The 16279-nt window shown below is 74.5% G+C and carries 16 protein-coding genes and 1 pseudogene; 14 read left to right on the top strand and 3 right to left on the bottom strand.

What is annotated here, in order from left to right:
* The 5 genes and pseudogenes from STRAU_RS42400 to STRAU_RS18805 form a co-directional block, all read left to right on the top strand.
* Positions 1 to 204, top strand: a pseudogene (locus STRAU_RS42400) (hypothetical protein); the annotation flags it as partial.
* 213 nt (positions 205 to 417) lie between these two features.
* Positions 418 to 846 (top strand): roadblock/LC7 domain-containing protein, encoded by a 429-nt coding sequence (locus STRAU_RS18820; RefSeq protein ID WP_016641950.1) that lies wholly within the window; start codon positions 418 to 420, stop codon positions 844 to 846.
* Positions 843 to 1199, top strand: coding sequence for a DUF742 domain-containing protein (locus tag STRAU_RS18815; protein WP_037660335.1), 357 nt, complete (start codon positions 843 to 845; stop codon positions 1197 to 1199). Before STRAU_RS18820 ends, STRAU_RS18815 begins: the two co-directional genes overlap by 4 nt.
* Positions 1180 to 1797: a GTP-binding protein gene (locus STRAU_RS18810; protein WP_016641949.1), complete on the top strand. Its 618-nt coding sequence runs from the start codon at positions 1180 to 1182 to the stop codon at positions 1795 to 1797. The genes STRAU_RS18815 and STRAU_RS18810 overlap by 20 nt, the downstream gene beginning before the upstream one ends.
* On the top strand, positions 1794 to 3071 hold the full coding sequence (locus STRAU_RS18805) for a cytochrome P450 (RefSeq protein ID WP_037660333.1): 1278 nt from the start codon (positions 1794 to 1796) through the stop codon (positions 3069 to 3071). Before STRAU_RS18810 ends, STRAU_RS18805 begins: the two co-directional genes overlap by 4 nt.
* Positions 3072 to 3132: 61 nt before the next feature.
* Here the strand turns inward: STRAU_RS18805 and STRAU_RS18800 are convergent, their stop codons facing one another.
* The gene (locus STRAU_RS18800; protein WP_016641947.1) at positions 3133 to 4359 is read right to left on the bottom strand and encodes a cytochrome P450; all 1227 of its coding nucleotides are present in this window, start codon (positions 4357 to 4359) and stop codon (positions 3133 to 3135) included.
* A 167-nt stretch (positions 4360 to 4526) separates the two neighbouring features.
* Here STRAU_RS18800 and STRAU_RS18795 point away from each other — a divergent pair, with 167 nt between their 5' ends.
* On the top strand, positions 4527 to 4991 hold the full coding sequence (locus STRAU_RS18795; RefSeq protein WP_016641946.1) for an SsgA family sporulation/cell division regulator: 465 nt from the start codon (positions 4527 to 4529) through the stop codon (positions 4989 to 4991).
* Between the two features lie 5 nt (positions 4992 to 4996).
* Here STRAU_RS18795 and STRAU_RS18790 read toward each other — a convergent pair whose 3' ends face one another.
* Positions 4997 to 5263 (bottom strand): DUF6479 family protein, encoded by a 267-nt coding sequence (locus STRAU_RS18790; protein WP_016641945.1) that lies wholly within the window; start codon positions 5261 to 5263, stop codon positions 4997 to 4999.
* Between the two features lie 163 nt (positions 5264 to 5426).
* Between STRAU_RS18790 and STRAU_RS18785 the strand changes: the two genes are divergently transcribed.
* The 7 genes from STRAU_RS18785 (at position 5427) to STRAU_RS18755 (ending at position 14038) form a co-directional block, all read left to right on the top strand.
* Positions 5427 to 5987: a Dps family protein gene (locus STRAU_RS18785; RefSeq protein ID WP_016641944.1), complete on the top strand. Its 561-nt coding sequence runs from the start codon at positions 5427 to 5429 to the stop codon at positions 5985 to 5987.
* A 143-nt stretch (positions 5988 to 6130) separates the two neighbouring features.
* Complete coding sequence (locus tag STRAU_RS18780) at positions 6131 to 7981, top strand: gamma-glutamyltransferase family protein (RefSeq protein ID WP_016641943.1); 1851 nt, start codon at positions 6131 to 6133, stop codon at positions 7979 to 7981.
* Between the two features lie 133 nt (positions 7982 to 8114).
* The gene (locus STRAU_RS18775; RefSeq protein WP_016641942.1) at positions 8115 to 8969 is read left to right on the top strand and encodes an inositol monophosphatase family protein; all 855 of its coding nucleotides are present in this window, start codon (positions 8115 to 8117) and stop codon (positions 8967 to 8969) included.
* A gap of 104 nt (positions 8970 to 9073) precedes the next feature.
* Positions 9074 to 10486, top strand: coding sequence for a phytoene desaturase family protein (locus STRAU_RS18770; RefSeq protein ID WP_037660341.1), 1413 nt, complete (start codon positions 9074 to 9076; stop codon positions 10484 to 10486).
* A 187-nt stretch (positions 10487 to 10673) separates the two neighbouring features.
* Entirely contained in the window at positions 10674 to 11207 is a 534-nt protein-coding gene (locus STRAU_RS18765; protein WP_016641940.1) for an O-acetyl-ADP-ribose deacetylase, read from the top strand.
* Between the two features lie 466 nt (positions 11208 to 11673).
* On the top strand, positions 11674 to 13458 hold the full coding sequence (locus tag STRAU_RS43680) for a DNA-3-methyladenine glycosylase 2 family protein (protein ID WP_016641939.1): 1785 nt from the start codon (positions 11674 to 11676) through the stop codon (positions 13456 to 13458).
* Positions 13459 to 13516: 58 nt separating this feature from the next.
* Positions 13517 to 14038 (top strand): methylated-DNA--[protein]-cysteine S-methyltransferase, encoded by a 522-nt coding sequence (locus STRAU_RS18755; RefSeq protein ID WP_037660337.1) that lies wholly within the window; start codon positions 13517 to 13519, stop codon positions 14036 to 14038.
* 32 nt (positions 14039 to 14070) lie between these two features.
* On the opposite strand, the gene STRAU_RS18750 is transcribed toward STRAU_RS18755, so the two are convergent.
* The gene (locus STRAU_RS18750; protein ID WP_016641937.1) at positions 14071 to 14565 is read right to left on the bottom strand and encodes an NUDIX domain-containing protein; all 495 of its coding nucleotides are present in this window, start codon (positions 14563 to 14565) and stop codon (positions 14071 to 14073) included.
* Positions 14566 to 15105: 540 nt separating this feature from the next.
* On the opposite strand from STRAU_RS18750, the gene STRAU_RS18745 reads away from it, so the two are divergent.
* On the top strand, positions 15106 to 16227 hold the full coding sequence (locus tag STRAU_RS18745; protein ID WP_016641935.1) for a glycerate kinase: 1122 nt from the start codon (positions 15106 to 15108) through the stop codon (positions 16225 to 16227).
* The last annotated feature ends 52 nt before the right edge of the window (positions 16228 to 16279 follow it).

Here is a 16279-nt window from a genome sequence, read left to right as displayed (position 1 = left end):
GGCGGCCGGGACGGCGCTCCCGGTGCTTCCGGCGCTCCCGGCATGGGCGGCTCCACCGACGCGGACGGCGCCCCCGGCACGGACGGCGCGACCACGGGCGGAACGCCACGCCCGCCGCGCGACCTCGGGGCCCGCTTCGGAGCCTTCCACCGCTCCCGGCGGGCCGCCGCCGACGAGAACGAGCCGCCGCCGCGGGCCGAGTGAGGCGAGTGAACGGTGCCCGTCCGTTCCGAGGCCGGCCCGCCCGGGCCGGGTACGTCTCGCACCTCTCGTACGCCGCATCCGTCTCGTACGCCACATCCGTCCCGTACGTCGCGTACGCCGTGCACTCGGCCCATCCGACGTCCTCCACCCCCCGCCCCGCAACCGAAAGGGAGGCACGGGCGTTCGCGCACCCGGTGATCGCCCCGAATCAACATGCAGACCACCGACAACAGCCTGAACTGGCTCCTGGACACCCTCCTCGACGGCACCCCCGGCACCCGGCACGCCCTGGTGCTGTCCCGGGACGGCCTGAAACTCTGCTGGAGCCCCGGCCTCAGCCTCGACCAGGCCGACCAGCTCTCCGCGATCTGCTCCGGCATCCAGGCGCTCGCCCAGGGCGCCTCCATGGAGTTCGGCGACGGCTCCGGCGGCGTACGGCACTCGATGACCGAGTTCCACGGCGGGCTCCTCTTCGTCGTCGAGGCCGGCCAGGGCGCGCACCTCGCGGTCATCGCCGACGAGGAGGCCGACCCCGGTGTGGTGGGCCATCAGATGAGCCAGCTCGTCTCCCAGATCGGCGAGCACCTGCGGGCCGAGCCGCGCGCCGGGGGGCCCGAAAGGCCCGGGAGCACGGCCCCGTGACGCGCCGGCCCGTCGACGTGGGCGACCCCGACCGGCTCTACACGGTCACCGGGGGCCGCAGCCGCGCCGACGGCAGCTCGTTCGACCTGGTGACCCTCATCGTCGCCGAGTGCGAGCCGTCCGTCGGCCAGCAGTCCGAGCACCGGCGCATCCTCGAACTGTGCCGGCACCCGACGGCCGTCGTCGAGATCGCGGCGGAGCTGTCGCTGCCCATCACCGTCGTCCGCATCCTCCTGGAGGACCTCCAGGCGACCGGCCGCATCACCCCTCGTCATCCCCGCGTGGCGGCCTCCGCCGCGCTGCCCGATTCCGCTCTTCTCACGGAGGTGCTCCATGGGCTCCGCAACCTCTGAGCTGCCGTCGAGCCGGACACCGCTGCGCGACACGGCCGAGACCGGCCTGAAGATCGTCGTGGTGGGCGGCTTCGGCGTCGGCAAGACCACCCTCGTCCGCTCGGTCAGCGAGATCCGGCCGCTGAACACCGAGGAGGTGATGACCCAGGCGGGCGCCGGAGTCGACCGCATACCCGAGTCGACCGGCAAGAACACCACCACCGTCGCCTTCGACTTCGGCCGCATCAGCCTCAACGACCGCCTGGTGCTCTACCTGTTCGGCGCGCCCGGCCAGAAACGCTTCTGGTTCCTGTGGGACCGGCTGTTCTCCGGGACGCTCGGCGCGGTCGTCCTCGTGGACACCCGCCGCATGGACGAGTCCTGGTACGCCATCGACCGGCTCGAACACCACGGCACGCCCTTCGTCGTCGCCGTGAACCGCTTCGACGACGACACCGCGCGCCACTCCCTCCAGGAGATCCGCGCCGCGCTCGCGCTGCCGGACCACGTCCCCCTCATCGACTGCGACGCCCGGGTCCGCTCGTCCGGCAAGGACGTGCTGATCACCCTCGTCGACCACCTCCACCACCTGGCACGGGAACGGGAACTGACAGCATGACCGAAGCGAGTGGCCCCGCAGCCGCGCCGAGCACCCCGCCGCCCGGCTGCCCCGCCCACGCCGCCCACCCCGACGCGGTGCCCCTGAGCGGCCTGGAGTACCAGCAGACGCCCTTCGACCTCTACCGCGACCTGCGTGGCAAGCACGGCTCCGTCGCCCCCGTGCTGCTCGACGGCGGCGTGCCCGCCTGGCTCGTGCTCGGCTACTCCGAGGTCAGTTACGTCACCGCGCACGACGAGCTGTTCGCCCGCGACTCCCGGCGCTGGAACCAGTGGGACAACATCCCCGCCGACTGGCCCCTGATGCCGTTCGTGGGCTACCAGCCCTCCGTCCTGTTCACCGAGGGCGCCGAGCACCGCCGCCGCGCGGGCGTCATCACCGAAGCCCTGGAGAGCGTCGACCAGTTCGAGCTCGGCCGCGAGTGCGCGTACATCGCCGACCAGCTCATCGCGGCCTTCGCGGGGCGCGGCAACGCCGAGCTGATGAGCGTCTACACCCACCCGCTGGCCATGCGTGCCGCCGTGCACATGGTCGGCATGCCGCCCGGCGCCGCCGACACCGAGGCCCTCGTCGAGGACCTGCGGATGTCCCTCGACGCGGCCGAGGGCGACGACCCCGTGGCCGCGTACGTCCGAGTCGGCGAGCGTGTGCACCACCTGGTCAAGGAGCGGCGGCAGAACCCGGGAGCCGATGTCACCTCGCGCATGCTGGAGCACCCGGCGGGACTTTCCGACGAGGAGATCGTCCAGGACCTGATCTCGGTGATCGCCGCGGCCCAGCAGCCCACGGCCAACTGGATCTGCAACACGCTGCGACTGCTCCTGACCGACGAGCGCTTCGCCCTGAACGTCTCCGGCGGCCGCCTCAGCGTCAGTCAGGCGCTCAACGAAGTGCTGTGGCTCGACACCCCGACGCAGAACTTCATCGGCCGCTGGGCGGTGCGCGACACCCAGCTCGGCGGGCGCCGCATCCGGGCGGGCGACTGCCTGGTCCTCGGCCTGGCCGCGGCCAACGCCGACCCGCAGATCTGGCCCGGCGCGCAGGTGGGTTCGGAGAACTCGGCGCACCTGTCCTTCAGCAACGGCGAACACCGCTGCCCCTACCCGGCGCCGCTGCTCGCCGACGTGATCGCCCGCACGGCGGTCGAGACGCTCCTGGAGCGGCTGCCGGACCTGGTGCTCTCGGTCGACCCGGCCGAGCTGACCTGGCGGCCGTCCATCTGGATGCGCGGACTGACGGCGCTTCCGGTGCAGTTCACGCCCGTGGCGCAGTGACGGCGGCGGCGCGGACGCGCTCCGCGCCGCACACCGCGGGGCGGTGGCCAGACCCTGCCCTTCAGCGCGGCACGGGCGTGAACACCACGGGCAGGGCACTCGGGCCCCGGGTGAACACGCCCTGCTCCGACGGTACGAAGCCGTCGGCGAGCCGCAGGTCCGGCATGGCGTCCAGGAGTTGGTTCACGCCCGTCTCGACCTCGGCGCGGGCGAGCAGCGCGCCCACGCAGAAGTGCCGGCCGAGGGCGAACGCGAGATGGTCGGCCGCCGCGGAGAACGCGGTGGTGGTCGTCAGGTCGTCCCGGAAGATGTCGAAGCGGTCGGGGTGCGCGTAGCGTTCGCCGTCCCGGTTGGCCGAGCCGATCAGGCAGGTCACGGTCGCCCCGGCGGGCAGGGTGCCGCCGGCCAACGCCACCTCGGCGGCGGTCTGCCGCATGATCATGTGGACCGGCGGGGTGTGGCGCAGGGTCTCGGCGAAGGCCCGGTCGATCAGCGAGCGGTCCGCCCGCACGGCGGCGAGCTGCTCGGGGTGCGTGAGCAGGTTCGCGAAGATGCCGGCGATGGCCTTGTCGGTGGTCTCGCCGCCCGCCGCGAGCAGCAGGCTGCAGAACGCCTTGATGTCCTCGTCGCTCATCCGCACCCCGTCGACCTCGGCGGCGCACAGCGTCGAAAGCAGGTCGTCGCCCGGGTTCTCCCGGCGCCGGGCGATCACCGGGAACATGTACTCGGCGAACTCCACCCGGGTCCGCTCGCCCGCCGCCGTCACCTCGGGGTCGCCCGCGAGGTTGCCGAGGAAGGCGATGACGGTCGTGTACCAGCCGTGGAAGCGGTCGTGGTCGGCCTTGTCCAGGCCCAGCATGTCGGCGATCACGTTCACCGGGAAGCGGGTGGCGTAGTCGGCGACGAGATCCGCCGTACCGCGGTCGCGGAAGGCGTCGATCAGTTCCTCGGAGTTGCGGCGGATGACCGGCAGGAAAGTGTTCTGCAACTCGGCGCCCCGGAACGCCGGTGCGACCAGGGCGCGGCGCACCGCGTGCTCACGCCCGCTGAGTTGGAGGATCGTACGGCCATGCACGGGCTCCACTTGCCAGTCGTAGTTCTCAGTGGTGAACTGCGACTCCTTGTCCTTGAAGACACGGGCGACGTCCTCGTAGCGCGACACGATGTAGCTTTTGGTGGGCTCGTGCCACAGCAGCGGGGTGTGTTCCCGCATGGCGCGATAGACGGGGTAGGGATCGGCCGCGAACTCGGGCGAGAGAATGTCCGGTATCGGCTGAGCAGTGGACACGGGGCTCCTTCGGAGGGCGACTGCCTGGCCGGCCCAGCCTATTGATCAAGGAAAGGAACCGACAGGGTGCGGGACCCGCCACCTGTCGTCCCCCTGCTGTTCCCCCGCATCTCCGGCGCCACCCGGGGAATACGGGGTTCACACCCCCCAAACACTGGAGGCACGCCGTGGAGACCGAGGTCAAAGCGACGGTGTTCATGGAGATCGAGACCGGCGAGAAGGACGCGGGGCGCGCGCCCCTGTCCGCCGAGTTCGGCTACGCGGCCGCGGATCCCTTCGCCGTCACGATGACGTTCTACTGCGAGGGCGACGAGGTGACGCGCTGGCGCCTGGACCGGGACCTGCTCGCCGAGGGCTGCGGGCGCCCGGCCGGCGCGGGCGACGTCCGCGTCGCGCCGACCTCGGACCCGGCCCGCGGCGACGGCGTACGCATCGAACTCCTCGGCACCCCCGGCCCCGCGGGCCGCGCCCAGGCCGTGCTGCACGCCGCCGCGTCCGACCTCACCGCGTTCCTCGCCGCCACCCACGGCATCGTGCGGCCCGGCGAGGAGCAGGTCAGCCTCGATGAGCTCGACGAGCTCCTGGACGGTGTGGACCAGGACGAGAGCACGTACGGGGAGCACGCGGCGTAGGTCCGTCAGGGGCGGGGGTTGCCCTGGTCGGGGTCGTCGTCGATGGTCTGCCAGGTCTCGCCCCGCTGGGCCTGGGAGTCCGGCCGGCCGTGGCGGGGGCCGGGGCCCGGCGTGGACGGGGTGCGGCGGTCCGCGGCCCGCCGCCTGCCGTAGGCGAACGCGGTGAGCAGCAGCGCGACCAGGATCACGCCGATGACGACGAGCCAGAGGGCGGAGCTCCCGGACGCGGCCAGCTGCGTCGTCTGGGCGGACTGCGTTCCTTGAGTGACCATGGCGACCGTTTACCCGCTCTGACCGGTTATGCACGCACTCCATGTGGGCCATTTGATGTGTTAAGCGGCTTTCGGACGGGGCACGCGTTCCACCAGCAAGCCCGCGCGGGGCAACCCGCAAGCCCGCGCGCGGGGGAACGAGTCCCGAGCTGAGGAGCACACCATGGCCAGCACGTCCACGCCGCGCTACACCGTCCCCGGCATCAGCGTCGAGGACGGGGGGAAGCTGATCGCGGCGCTCAGTGTCCGGCTGCACGCGCTGAACGATCTGCACCTCACCTTGAAGCACGTGCACTGGAACGTCGTCGGCCCGCACTTCATCGCCGTGCACGAGATGCTCGACCCGCAGGTCGACCGCGTCCGCGCGATGGCGGACGACGTGGCCGAGCGCATCTCGGCCCTCGGCGGCGTACCGAAGGGCACCCCGGGTGCCCTGGTCGCCGAGCGGACCTGGGACGACTACAGCATCGGCCGGGCCGACGCCATCGCCCACCTGGGCGCCCTCGACCTCGTCTACACCGGCGTCATCGAGGGGTACCGCACCGCCATCGACAAGGTCGGCAGGATCGACCCGGCGACGGAGGACATCCTCATCGAACAGGTCCGGGACCTGGACCAGTTCCAGTGGTTCGTCCGGGCCCACCTGGAGAGCGCGCAGGGCACCCTCGCCACGGGCGACGCGGCCACGGAGCGCGAGGCCGCGAAGGCGGCCGGCTCGGAGTGAGGCCGGTCCCGCCGGGGTGCGGAGGCGGATGCCGTTCTGAGCGGTCCCGGTGAAGTCGGCTGCGGTTCGGTGGCGCCCTGAAGGCCCACCAGGTGCCGGGACCGGGTGACCGCGTGCTGTGGCACAGGGCCTAGCCTGCGGGCATGTTCACGACGCGCCCCACGCTCCAGGGCACCTTCGGCATGGTGTCGTCCACCCACTGGCTCGCCTCGCAGTCCGCGATGGCCGTCCTGGAGGACGGCGGCAACGCCTACGACGCCGCCGTCGCCGCGGGCTTCGTGCTGCACGTGGTCGAGCCGCATCTGAACGGGCCCGCGGGCGAGGTGCCGATCGTCCTCGCGCCGGCGGGCGGCGACGTGCGCGTCCTGTGCGGACAGGGCGTCGCGCCCGCCGGGGCGAGCGCCGCCCACTACCGGGAGGCGCTCGGCCTCGACCTGGTGCCCGGCACGGGGCCGCTCGCCGCCGCCGTGCCGGGCGCCTTCGACGCGTGGATGCTGCTGCTGCGCGACCACGGCACCCGGACGCTCGCCGAGGTCCTCGCGTACGCCATCGGGTACGCCGAGGACGGACACCCGCCCGTGGAACGCGTCGCCGAGACCGTCGAGACGGTGCGGGAGCTGTTCGAGACGGACGGGACGGGGTGGGATTCGTCGGCGGAGGTCTACCTCCCCGGCGGCAGGCCGCCCGCGCCCGGTGAGCTGTTCCGCAATCCGCGCCTGGCCGCCACCTGGCGCCGGCTGATCGCCGAGGCCGAAGCCGCGGGGGGCGGCGACCGCTGCGCGCAGATCGACGCCGCGCGCGAGGTGTGGCGCACCGGCTTCATCGCCGAGGCGCTGGTGCGCCAGGCCGCGCGGCCCACCCTCGACACCAGCGGCGAGCGCCACACCGGCACCCTGACGGCCGCCGACCTCGCGGGCTGGTCCGCCCACTACGAGGACCCCGTCACGTACGACTGGAACGGCTGGACCCTGTGCAAGGCGGGCCCCTGGAGTCAGGGGCCCGTGCTCCTCCAGCAACTGGCCCTGCTTCCGGGGGAGTTGCCCGCGTACGGCTCCGCCGCGTATGTGCACACGCTGGTCGAGGGCTGCAAGCTCGCCATGGCCGACCGGGAAGCCTGGTACGGGGACGCCGCCGAAGTGCCGCTCGCCGAACTGCTCTCGGACACCTACAACGCCCGGCGGCGCGAGCTGATCGGCGAGAAGGCGTCGTACGAGCTGCGGCCCGGCCGGCCCGGCGGGCGCGAGGCACGCCTCTCCGCCCACGCGCGGGCCGTCGCCACGGGGGAGCCCGGCCTCCGCGCGCCGGAGAGGGCGGTGGCCGCGGCCGCGGGGGCGGGGGAGCCGACGGTCGCGGGCGCCGGGGAGCCGACGGTCACGGCGGACGGCGCGACCCGGGGCGACACCTGCCACCTCGACGTCGTCGACCGCTGGGGCAACATGGTCGCGGCGACGCCGTCCGGCGGCTGGCTGCAGTCCAACCCGGTCGTGCCCGAGCTGGGCTTCCCGCTCGGCACCCGGCTGCAGATGACCTGGCTGGACGAGGGGCTGCCCAACACGCTCACCCCCGGCCGCCGCCCGCGCACCACCCTGACGCCGTCGATCGCCCTCAAGGACGGCACACCGGTCCTGGCCTTCGGCACCCCGGGCGGGGACCAGCAGGACCAGTGGCAGGTCCACTTCTTCCTGGCGGTGGCGCTGCGCGAGCCGGTGCGCGGCGGCCTCGACCTGCAGGGTGCCGTCGACGCCCCCAACTGGCACACCGAGTCGTTCCCGGAGTCGTTCTATCCGCGCGGGATGCGGCCCGGCGGCGTCGTCGTCGAGTCCCGCACCGACCCGGAGGTCGTGGCGGAGCTGCGGCGGCGGGGCCACGACGTGACCGTGGGCGGCGCCTGGTCGGAGGGGCGGCTGTGCGCGGTGGCGCGGGACCCGCGGACCGGGGTGCTGTCCGCGGCGGCGAATCCGCGGGGGATGCAGGGGTACGCGGTGGGGCGCTGAGGTCCCGGCGAGCCGGAGGGAGAGGTTCCGAAAGTGCGGATTCCGGGGGTCCGGGCACCCGCTTTCATCCGGATTCCATCCTTTGTTCACCCCGCGAGCCCGCGATGTCAGTGCTACGTGCTCTCATGGAGGCATGATCGAAACACAGGTAATCAAGGAAAGCATCGACGACTTTCTCGCACGACAGACCGCCGACGTGGAGCGCGTGATCCGCAAGGCGGCCGCGGAAGAGATCACTCCCCGGTTCCGGCAGCTCGCCGAGGACGACGTCGTCCAGAAGAGCGGCCCGCACGACCTGGTGACCGTCGCCGACCGCCGCGCAGAGGAGTTCCTCACGCGCGAGCTCACGGCGCTGCTGCCCGGCTCGGTCGTCGTCGGCGAGGAAGCGGTGCACGCGGACCCGTCGACGTACGAGGCGATATCCGGCACCGCCCCCGTCTGGATCGTCGATCCCGTCGACGGGACACGCCAGTTCGTGCACGGAGACCCCGGTTTCTGCACCCTCGTCGCGCTCGCCCTGGACGGCGTGGTCCTGGCCTCCTGGACGTACGCGCCCGCGCTGGACGAGTGCGCGGTCGCCGTCCGCGGCAAGGGCGCCACGCTGAACGGGACCCCGCTGCGCGCCGGCTCCCCCGAGCCCGGCCGCCCGCTGACGGTGGCCACGTCCCACCCGGACTTCACGACGGAGGACCAGAAGCGCGCCCTCCTCGGGGTGTACGCCGAGGGCTTCGCGCCCCGGCCGTGCGGCTCGGCGGGCCTGGAGTATCTGGCCATCGCCCGGGGCGCCCTCGACGCCGTCGCGTTCAGCTGGGAGCTGGCCTGGGACCACGCCGCGGGCCTGCTCCTGGTCGAGGAGGCGGGCGGCGCCCACGCCACCCGCGACGGCGTGCCGTTCGCCGTCACCGGGGGCAACGCCCTGCCGTTCACCGCGGCGCGGGACGAGGCCACGGCCCGCCGGATCGCGGGGGCGCTCGCGGGCGCGGCCTGAGCTACGCACTGCCGGAGGCGGCCTGGGCCCGGTGTCGTCGGTGCCCCGGCATATCCTGTGCGGCACAGGCCACCGGCTGACGAAGGAGTCCGAAGGTGCCGTCGATGCTCGATGCCGTCGTCGTGGGGGCGGGACCGAACGGTCTCACCGCTGCCGTGGAGCTGGCCCGCCGCGGCTTCTCCGTGGCCGTCTTCGAAGCCGAGAGCACCGTCGGCGGCGGAGCCCGCACCGAGGAGCTGACCCTCCCCGGCTTCCGGCACGACCCGTGCTCGGCGGCGCACCCGCTGGGCATCAACTCACCCGCGTTCCGCGCGATGCCCCTGGAGCGGTACGGCCTGCGGTGGCTCAAGGCCGAGCTGCCCATGGCGCACCCGCTCCTCGACGGCCGCGCCGCCGTGCTCGCCCGCTCCGTCGCCGAGACGGCCGCCTCCTTCGGGCCGCGCGACGCCGGGGCGTACCGCCGGCTGATCGAGCCCTTCCTGCCCCACTGGGACACCCTGGTGCGGGACTTCATGTCGCTGCCGCTGACCGCGCTGCCGCGCGACCCGGTGCTGCTCGCCCGGTTCGGGCTCGCCGGTCTGCCGCCGTCGACATGGCTCATGCGGCGCTTCCGCGACGAGCCCGCGCGGGCGCTGTTCGCCGGGCTCGTCGCCCACGTCATCGCCCCGCTGAACGGCCTCGCGACGGGCGCCGTCGGCATGGTCTTCGCGCTCGCCGCGCACGCCCGCGGCTGGCCGGTGGCGCGCGGCGGCTCGCAGTCGATCTCCGACGCGCTCGCCGCGTACCTCACGGACCTCGGCGGCATCATCCACACCGACTACACGGTCAAGCGGCTCGACGACCTGCCGCCCGCGCGCGCGTACGTCTTCGACACCTCGCCCACCGCGCTGGCCCGCATCGCGGGCCTCGGGCGCTACTACGACGGGTATCGGTACGGCGCCAGCGTCTTCAAGATCGACTACGCGCTCGACGGCCCGGTGCCGTGGACGGCGCCGCAGGCCCGCGTCGCCGGGACGGTCCAGGTCGGCGCGGGCAGCCGCGAGATCGGCGCGGCGCTGCGGGCCGCGTCCCGTGAGGGCCGGGCGCCCGACGAGCCGTTCCTGATCTCGGTGCAGCCCGGCGTCGTCGACCCGACCCGTGCGCCCGAGGGCAAGCAGGTCTTCTGGACGTACGGGCACGTGCCGAACGGCTGGGAGGGCGACCTCACCGACGCCGTCGAGCGGCAGCTCGAACGCTTCGCGCCCGGCTTCCGCGACCGCGTCCTCGCCCGCGCCACCGCGGGGCCGCCGCAGCTCGCCGTCCGCAACGCCAACTATGTCGGCGGCGACATCGCCTGCGGCGCGGCCAGCGGGCTCCAGCTCCTGCTCCGGCCCCGGCTCACCGCGTTCCCGTACCGCACCCGGCACCCGGCCGTCTTCCTGTGCTCCTCCGCGACCCCGCCGGGCCCCGGCGTGCACGGCATGTCCGGTCACAACGCGGCGAAGGCGGTCTGGAAGCGACTGCGGGAGGTGTCGTGAGCATGTGTGTCCCGGGTGCCGCAGGCGCTTGGGAGGCGGGCTGTGTCCGCGGCGTCGCACGCGGTGGGGAGGCGAGCTGTGTGCGCGGTGCCGCACGCGGTGGGGAGACGACCGGTGTCCGCCGTGCCGCGCGTCCTTGGGAGGCAGGCTGTGCGCGCCGTGCGGCAGGCGCTTCGGAGGCGATCGGATGACTGCCCGCATCACCCTCGTCCAGGGCGACATCACGCGGCAGCGCGCCGACGTCCTCGTGAACGCGGCGAACTCCTCGCTGCTCGGCGGGGGCGGCGTGGACGGCGCCATCCACCGCCGTGGCGGCCCCGACATCCTCGCCGAGTGCCGCGTCCTGCGGGCCTCGCGGTACGGCAAGGGGCTGCCCACGGGCCAGGCCGTGGCGACGACGGCCGGGCGCCTGGACGCGGACCACGTCATCCACACGGTCGGGCCCGTGTGGTCGGCGACGGAGGACCGCTCGGCGCTGCTCGCCTCCTGCTACCGGGAGTCGCTGCGGGTCGCGGCCGGCCTCGGCGCCCGTACGGTCGCCTTCCCGGCGATCTCCACCGGGGTGTACCGATGGCCCCTCGACGACGCCGCGCACATCGCCGTGCGCGCGGTCCGGGACGCCTTGGCCACGGCCCCGGAGCTGCTGGCGGAGGTGCGCTTCGTCCTGTTCGACGAGGCGGCGTACGAGGCGTTCGAGCAGGCCCTGGCCGCGGAAGGTTGATGTCGCATTCTCGCCAGCCCCGCCCGCCGCCATCCCCGATCCTTGACCCATGCCTACCGAGCCGCACGCCACGTCGCGCACCCCTGAGACCACGACCGCGCCCCGCGTGCCGCCGGGCGCGGGGCCGCGTGGCGCGGGTCGGGCGGAGCCGCAGGGTGCGGGTCCGGCGGGGCCGATGAGCACCGTCCCGGTGGAGCAGGGCGGTGTCGGCGTCGGCCTGGGTGCGGTCCCGCGCGGTGCCGGGCGAAGGGGCCCGCAGGACATCGGGTCGGCGGAGCCGCAGGGCGTGGGGCCGATGGGCCCGGAGAGCGTCGGCCCGGCGGAGCGGGGGAGCACTGGCACCGGCCGTGCCGCCCTGCGCGGCACTGACCAGGCACGCTCGGATGGTGCCGACCGGGCGGAGCCCGGCGGTGCCGGTCGGGTGGGGGCGGCCCACAGTTCCGGTCGGGCAGCCGCGCCCGCAGGGATGCATGGGGACTTCGACCGCTGTGTGCGTGCCGTGCAGTCGAAGGACGCGCGTTTCGACGGATGGTTCTTCACCGCCGTCCTGACGACCCGCATCTACTGCCGCCCCAGTTGCCCGGTCGTGCCGCCCAAGCCCGAGAACATGACCTTCTACCCGAGCGCGGCCGCCTGCCAGCAGGCCGGCTTCCGTGCCTGCAAGCGCTGCCGCCCCGACAGCAGCCCCGGCTCGCCCGAGTGGAACCAGCGCGCCGACCTCGTCGCCCGCGCCATGCGGCTCATCGGCGACGGCGTCGTGGACCGCGAGGGTGTCCCGGGCCTCGCCACCCGCCTCGGCTACAGCACCCGCCAGGTCGAGCGGCAGCTGCTCGCCGAACTCGGCGCGGGCCCGCTCGCCCTCGCCCGCGCCCAGCGCGCGCAGACCGCGCGGCTGCTCATCGAGACCACCGCGCTGCCGATGGCCCAGATCGCCTTCGGCGCGGGCTTCTCCTCGATCCGTACGTTCAACGACACCGTCCGCGAGGTCTTCGCCCTCGCCCCCGGCGAACTCCGCACGCGGGCGGCCAAGCGGGGCGGGGGCAGGAAGGGGAGCGGCAGGGGGGCGACGGCTGGGGCAGCCGGGGCGGGCGAGTCGGCTGCGCCCGGCGGCGCCCTCGTGTCGGGCGGGGGCCTCGCGTCCGGCGGGACACTGGCGTCCGGTGTGGTTTCTGTGCCTGGTGGTGCTCTTGCGTCGGGCGGGGCGTCCAAGCCCGGCGGAGCATCCACGCCCCGCGGGGCGGCGGGGCCCGGCGTGGCCCCTGTGCCCGGCGGCGCCCCCGCGCCAGGCGAGGCATCAGGGACCGGCGCGGCCCCCGCCCCCGACAGCGGCGCCCCCGGCCCCCACAGCACCCCCGGCAGCGCCCTCGGCACCCTCTCGCTCCGGCTGCCCTTCCGTGCCCCCCTCAACCCCGACAACCTCTTCGGGCACCTCGTCGCCACCGCCGTGCCCGGCGTGGAGGAGTGGCGCGACGGGGCCTACCGCCGGACGCTGCGGCTCCCGTACGGGCACGGCATCGTGGCGCTGACCCCGCAGCCCGACCACATCGGCTGCCGTCTCACCCTCACCGACCCGCGCGACCTCACCATCGCCATCAGCCGGTGCCGCCGGCTGCTCGACCTGGACGCCGACCCGGTCGCCGTGGACGGCCTGCTCGCCGACGACCCGCTGCTCGCCCCGCTGGTCGCGAAGGCGCCGGGGCGGCGGGTGCCGCGCACTGTGGACGAGGCCGAGTTCGCCGTGCGCGCCGTCCTCGGCCAGCAGGTCTCGACGGCCGCCGCCCGCACCCACGCCGCGCGCCTGGTCACCGCGCACGGCGAACCCGTCGACGACCCGGAGGGCGGCCTCACCCACCTCTTCCCCGCACCGGAGGCCCTCGCCGCCCTCGACCCCGAGTCCCTCGCGCTGCCCCGCAGCCGCCGCACGACCCTCACGACGCTGGTGCGCCACCTCGCCGACGGCACCCTCCAACTGGGCGTCGAGAACGACTGGGAGCGGGCCCGCGCCCAGCTCACCGCCCTGCCGGGCTTCGGCCCGTGGACGACGGAGGTCATCGCGATGCGGGCGCTCGGCGACCCGGACGCGTTCCTGCCGTCCGACCTCGGCATCCGGCGCGCCGCCCAGGCGCTCGGCCTGCCGCACACCCCGGCCGCGCTCACCGCGCGCGCCGCGGCCTGGCGCCCCTGGCGCGCGTACGCCGTCCAGTACCTGTGGGCCACCGACGACCACGCCATCAACCACCTCCCCGCATAGGGGAATTCACCATCAGGGCATTCACCGTCAGGGCATTCACCGTATGAAGGCGTCCATCATGCATCGTCAGCACACCGTCATCGACAGCCCCTACGGGCCGCTCACCCTCGTCGCCACCGACGGCACCCTCAGCGGCCTCTACATGACCGAGCAGCGCCACCGCCCCGCCGAGGAGACCTTCGGCGACCGCGACCCGGCCCCCTTCGGCCCGGTGATCGACCAGTTGGAGTCCTACTTCGCGGGCGCGCTCAAGGAGTTCGACCTGCCGCTGCGCCTGGACGGCACCCCGTTCCAGCGCTCGGTGTGGCAGCAGCTCCTGGACATCCCGTACGGGGAGACCCGTACGTACGGCGAGCTGGCCGAGGCCCTCGGCAACCCCGCCGCGTCCCGCGCCGTCGGCCTCGCCAACGGCAAGAACCCCATCGGCGTCATCGTCCCCTGCCATCGCGTCATCGGTGCGAGCGGCAGCCTGACGGGGTACGGCGGCGGCCTCGACCGCAAGCAGCGGCTCCTCGCCTTCGAGAGCGGGATCGACGGCGGGAGCGGGGCCGCCCCGGGGAGCGGGGCCACCCTGTTCTGACGCGGCTCAGCCGCGGGGCGGGCGCCGTCCGGTCAGCCGACCCGGCGCCCGTTCTCCAGCTCCACCGCGCCCACACCCGCGTCCAGCGCGTCGAGCGCGGCGAGGACCCGGCGCGCGAGCGGCGCCGAGAGATACGCGGGCAGTTCCTCGCGGGTGGCGAGGCGCCAGGCGAGCAACTCCTCCTCCTGGAGCCGGATGTCCTCGAACCGGTCGTCGGCGAGCACCCCGCCGTCGTACAGGAACGCCACCAGCGGAGGCCGCGCCGCGGTGCCCGGCACCCAGTCCACCGCGAGCAGCCTGCCCGGCTCGATGTCCAGGCCGATCTCCTCGACGGTCTCGCGGCGCGCGCCCTGCCGGGGGCTCTCGCCGTCGTCCGACTCGACGGTGCCACCCGGAAGGGCCCAGCCCTCACGGTAGTTGGGCTGTACGAGCAGGACGCGCCCGGCGCGGTCACGGATGACGCCGGCGGCTCCGGCGAGGACGCGGGGGAGGCCCGCGATGTAGGTGGCGTAGTCGAGAGTGGTCACGACAGGCAGCGTAACGCCCGGTGGATCACCGCCGGGGCGCTTCGCGGATCACCTGCCGGGGCCCCGTGAACGGCCGCCAACCGGATCCGGCGCGGGCTCACCCGGCCGCCAACCGCGCCGACCGCGCCGCCAGTTCGCTGATCCCGGCCCCGTCGGAGCCGAACACCGCGCTGCGGACCCGGTCCCGGAGCGGTTCGCGCCGCTGCGCCGGGATCACCCCGAGCCCGGCCTCCAGCGCGTCCCGGCGAGCGACGCCGCGCGGCGCGGGTCGCCGGGGCTCCGGGCTCCGGGTGATCGATCATCTCTGGCCGCGTGCCGTGCCGTTTTGGCACGATATGGCGGCACATGTCGGTGCAGGTGATCAGTCTGGAGGGCGGACGGCCATGGGCAGCGGCCCCCTCCTGCGGTTATGGTCGCAGCGGCGCGACTGCCTTGACGCGAGCAAGGCCCGGAAAGCAAGGGGAATGCAAGGTGGCGGACGCTGCAGTGACGGCGGGAGACGGCGCGGGACACGGCGCCGGGGGCACGGGCCGCGGCCATGTGCTCATCGCCGCGGACAAGTTCAAGGGGTCCCTCACGGCCGTGCAGGTGGCCGAGCGCGTGACGGCGGGCCTGCACAGCGTGGCGCCGGACCTGCCGGTGCGGGCACTGCCCGTGGCGGACGGCGGTGACGGCACGGTCGACGCGGCCGTGGCGGCCGGTTTCGAACGCCGGGAGGTGCGGGTCACCGGGCCGCTCGGCGCCGAGGTCGTGGCGGCGTACGCGCTGCTGGACGGCACCGCCGTCGTGGAGATGGCCGAGGCATCAGGGCTGCAACTGCTGCCCGAGGGCACCTTCGCGCCGCTCACGGCGACGACGTACGGCAGCGGGGAGCTGCTCCGCGCCGCGCTCGACGCGGGCGCGCGCACCATCGTCTTCGGCGTGGGCGGCAGCGCGACGACCGACGGCGGGGCGGGCATGCTGGTCGCGCTCGGCGCGCGGTTCCTGGACGCCGGCGGGGAGCCCGTCGCGCCCGGCGGCGGGCCGCTGCGGGAGCTGGCGTCCGCCGACCTGTCCGGGCTCGACCCGCGGCTCGGGGACGTACAGATCGTCCTGGCCAGCGACGTCGACAACCCGCTGACCGGGCCCAAGGGGGCGCCCGCGGTGTACGGGCCGCAGAAGGGCGCCTCGCCGGAGGACGTCGAGGCCCTCGACGCCGCGCTCGCGCACTTCGCGCGGGTGCTCGCGCGGGACGTCGGGCCGCAGGCCCTGGAGTACGCGCAGGCGCCGGGCGCGGGCGCGGCCGGCGGGATCGGGTACGGGGCCCTCGTCGGGCTCGGGGCGTCGTTCCGGCCCGGCATCGACGTCATGCTGGACGTGCTCGGCTTCGCGCCCGCGCTGGCCGGGGCGTCGCTCGTCATCACCGGGGAGGGGTCGCTCGACGAGCAGACCCTGCACGGGAAGGCTCCCGCCGGGGTGGCGGCGGCGGCCCGGGCCGCCGGGGTCGACGTCGTCGCCGTGTGCGGGCGGCTCGTACTGCCGCCCGCAGCGCTCGGTGCCGCCGGGATCCGGCGGGCGTACGCCCTCACCGACATCGAGCCCGACGTGGCCCGCTGCGTGGCCGAGGCGGGCCCCCTCCTGGAACGCCTGGCCGCGTCCGTGGCCCGCGACTTCCTGACCTGACCGTGAGGGGCCCCCACCGCTCCGCGGCGGGGGCATTCCCCACCCACCCGCC

The organism is Streptomyces aurantiacus JA 4570, assembly GCF_000414115.1.
In the GTDB taxonomy this organism is placed as follows: Bacteria; Actinomycetota; Actinomycetes; order Streptomycetales; family Streptomycetaceae; genus Streptomyces; species Streptomyces aurantiacus_A.
The sequence above is the reverse complement of the archived record's forward strand: the minus strand, read 5'-3'. Positions and strand labels throughout refer to the sequence as shown.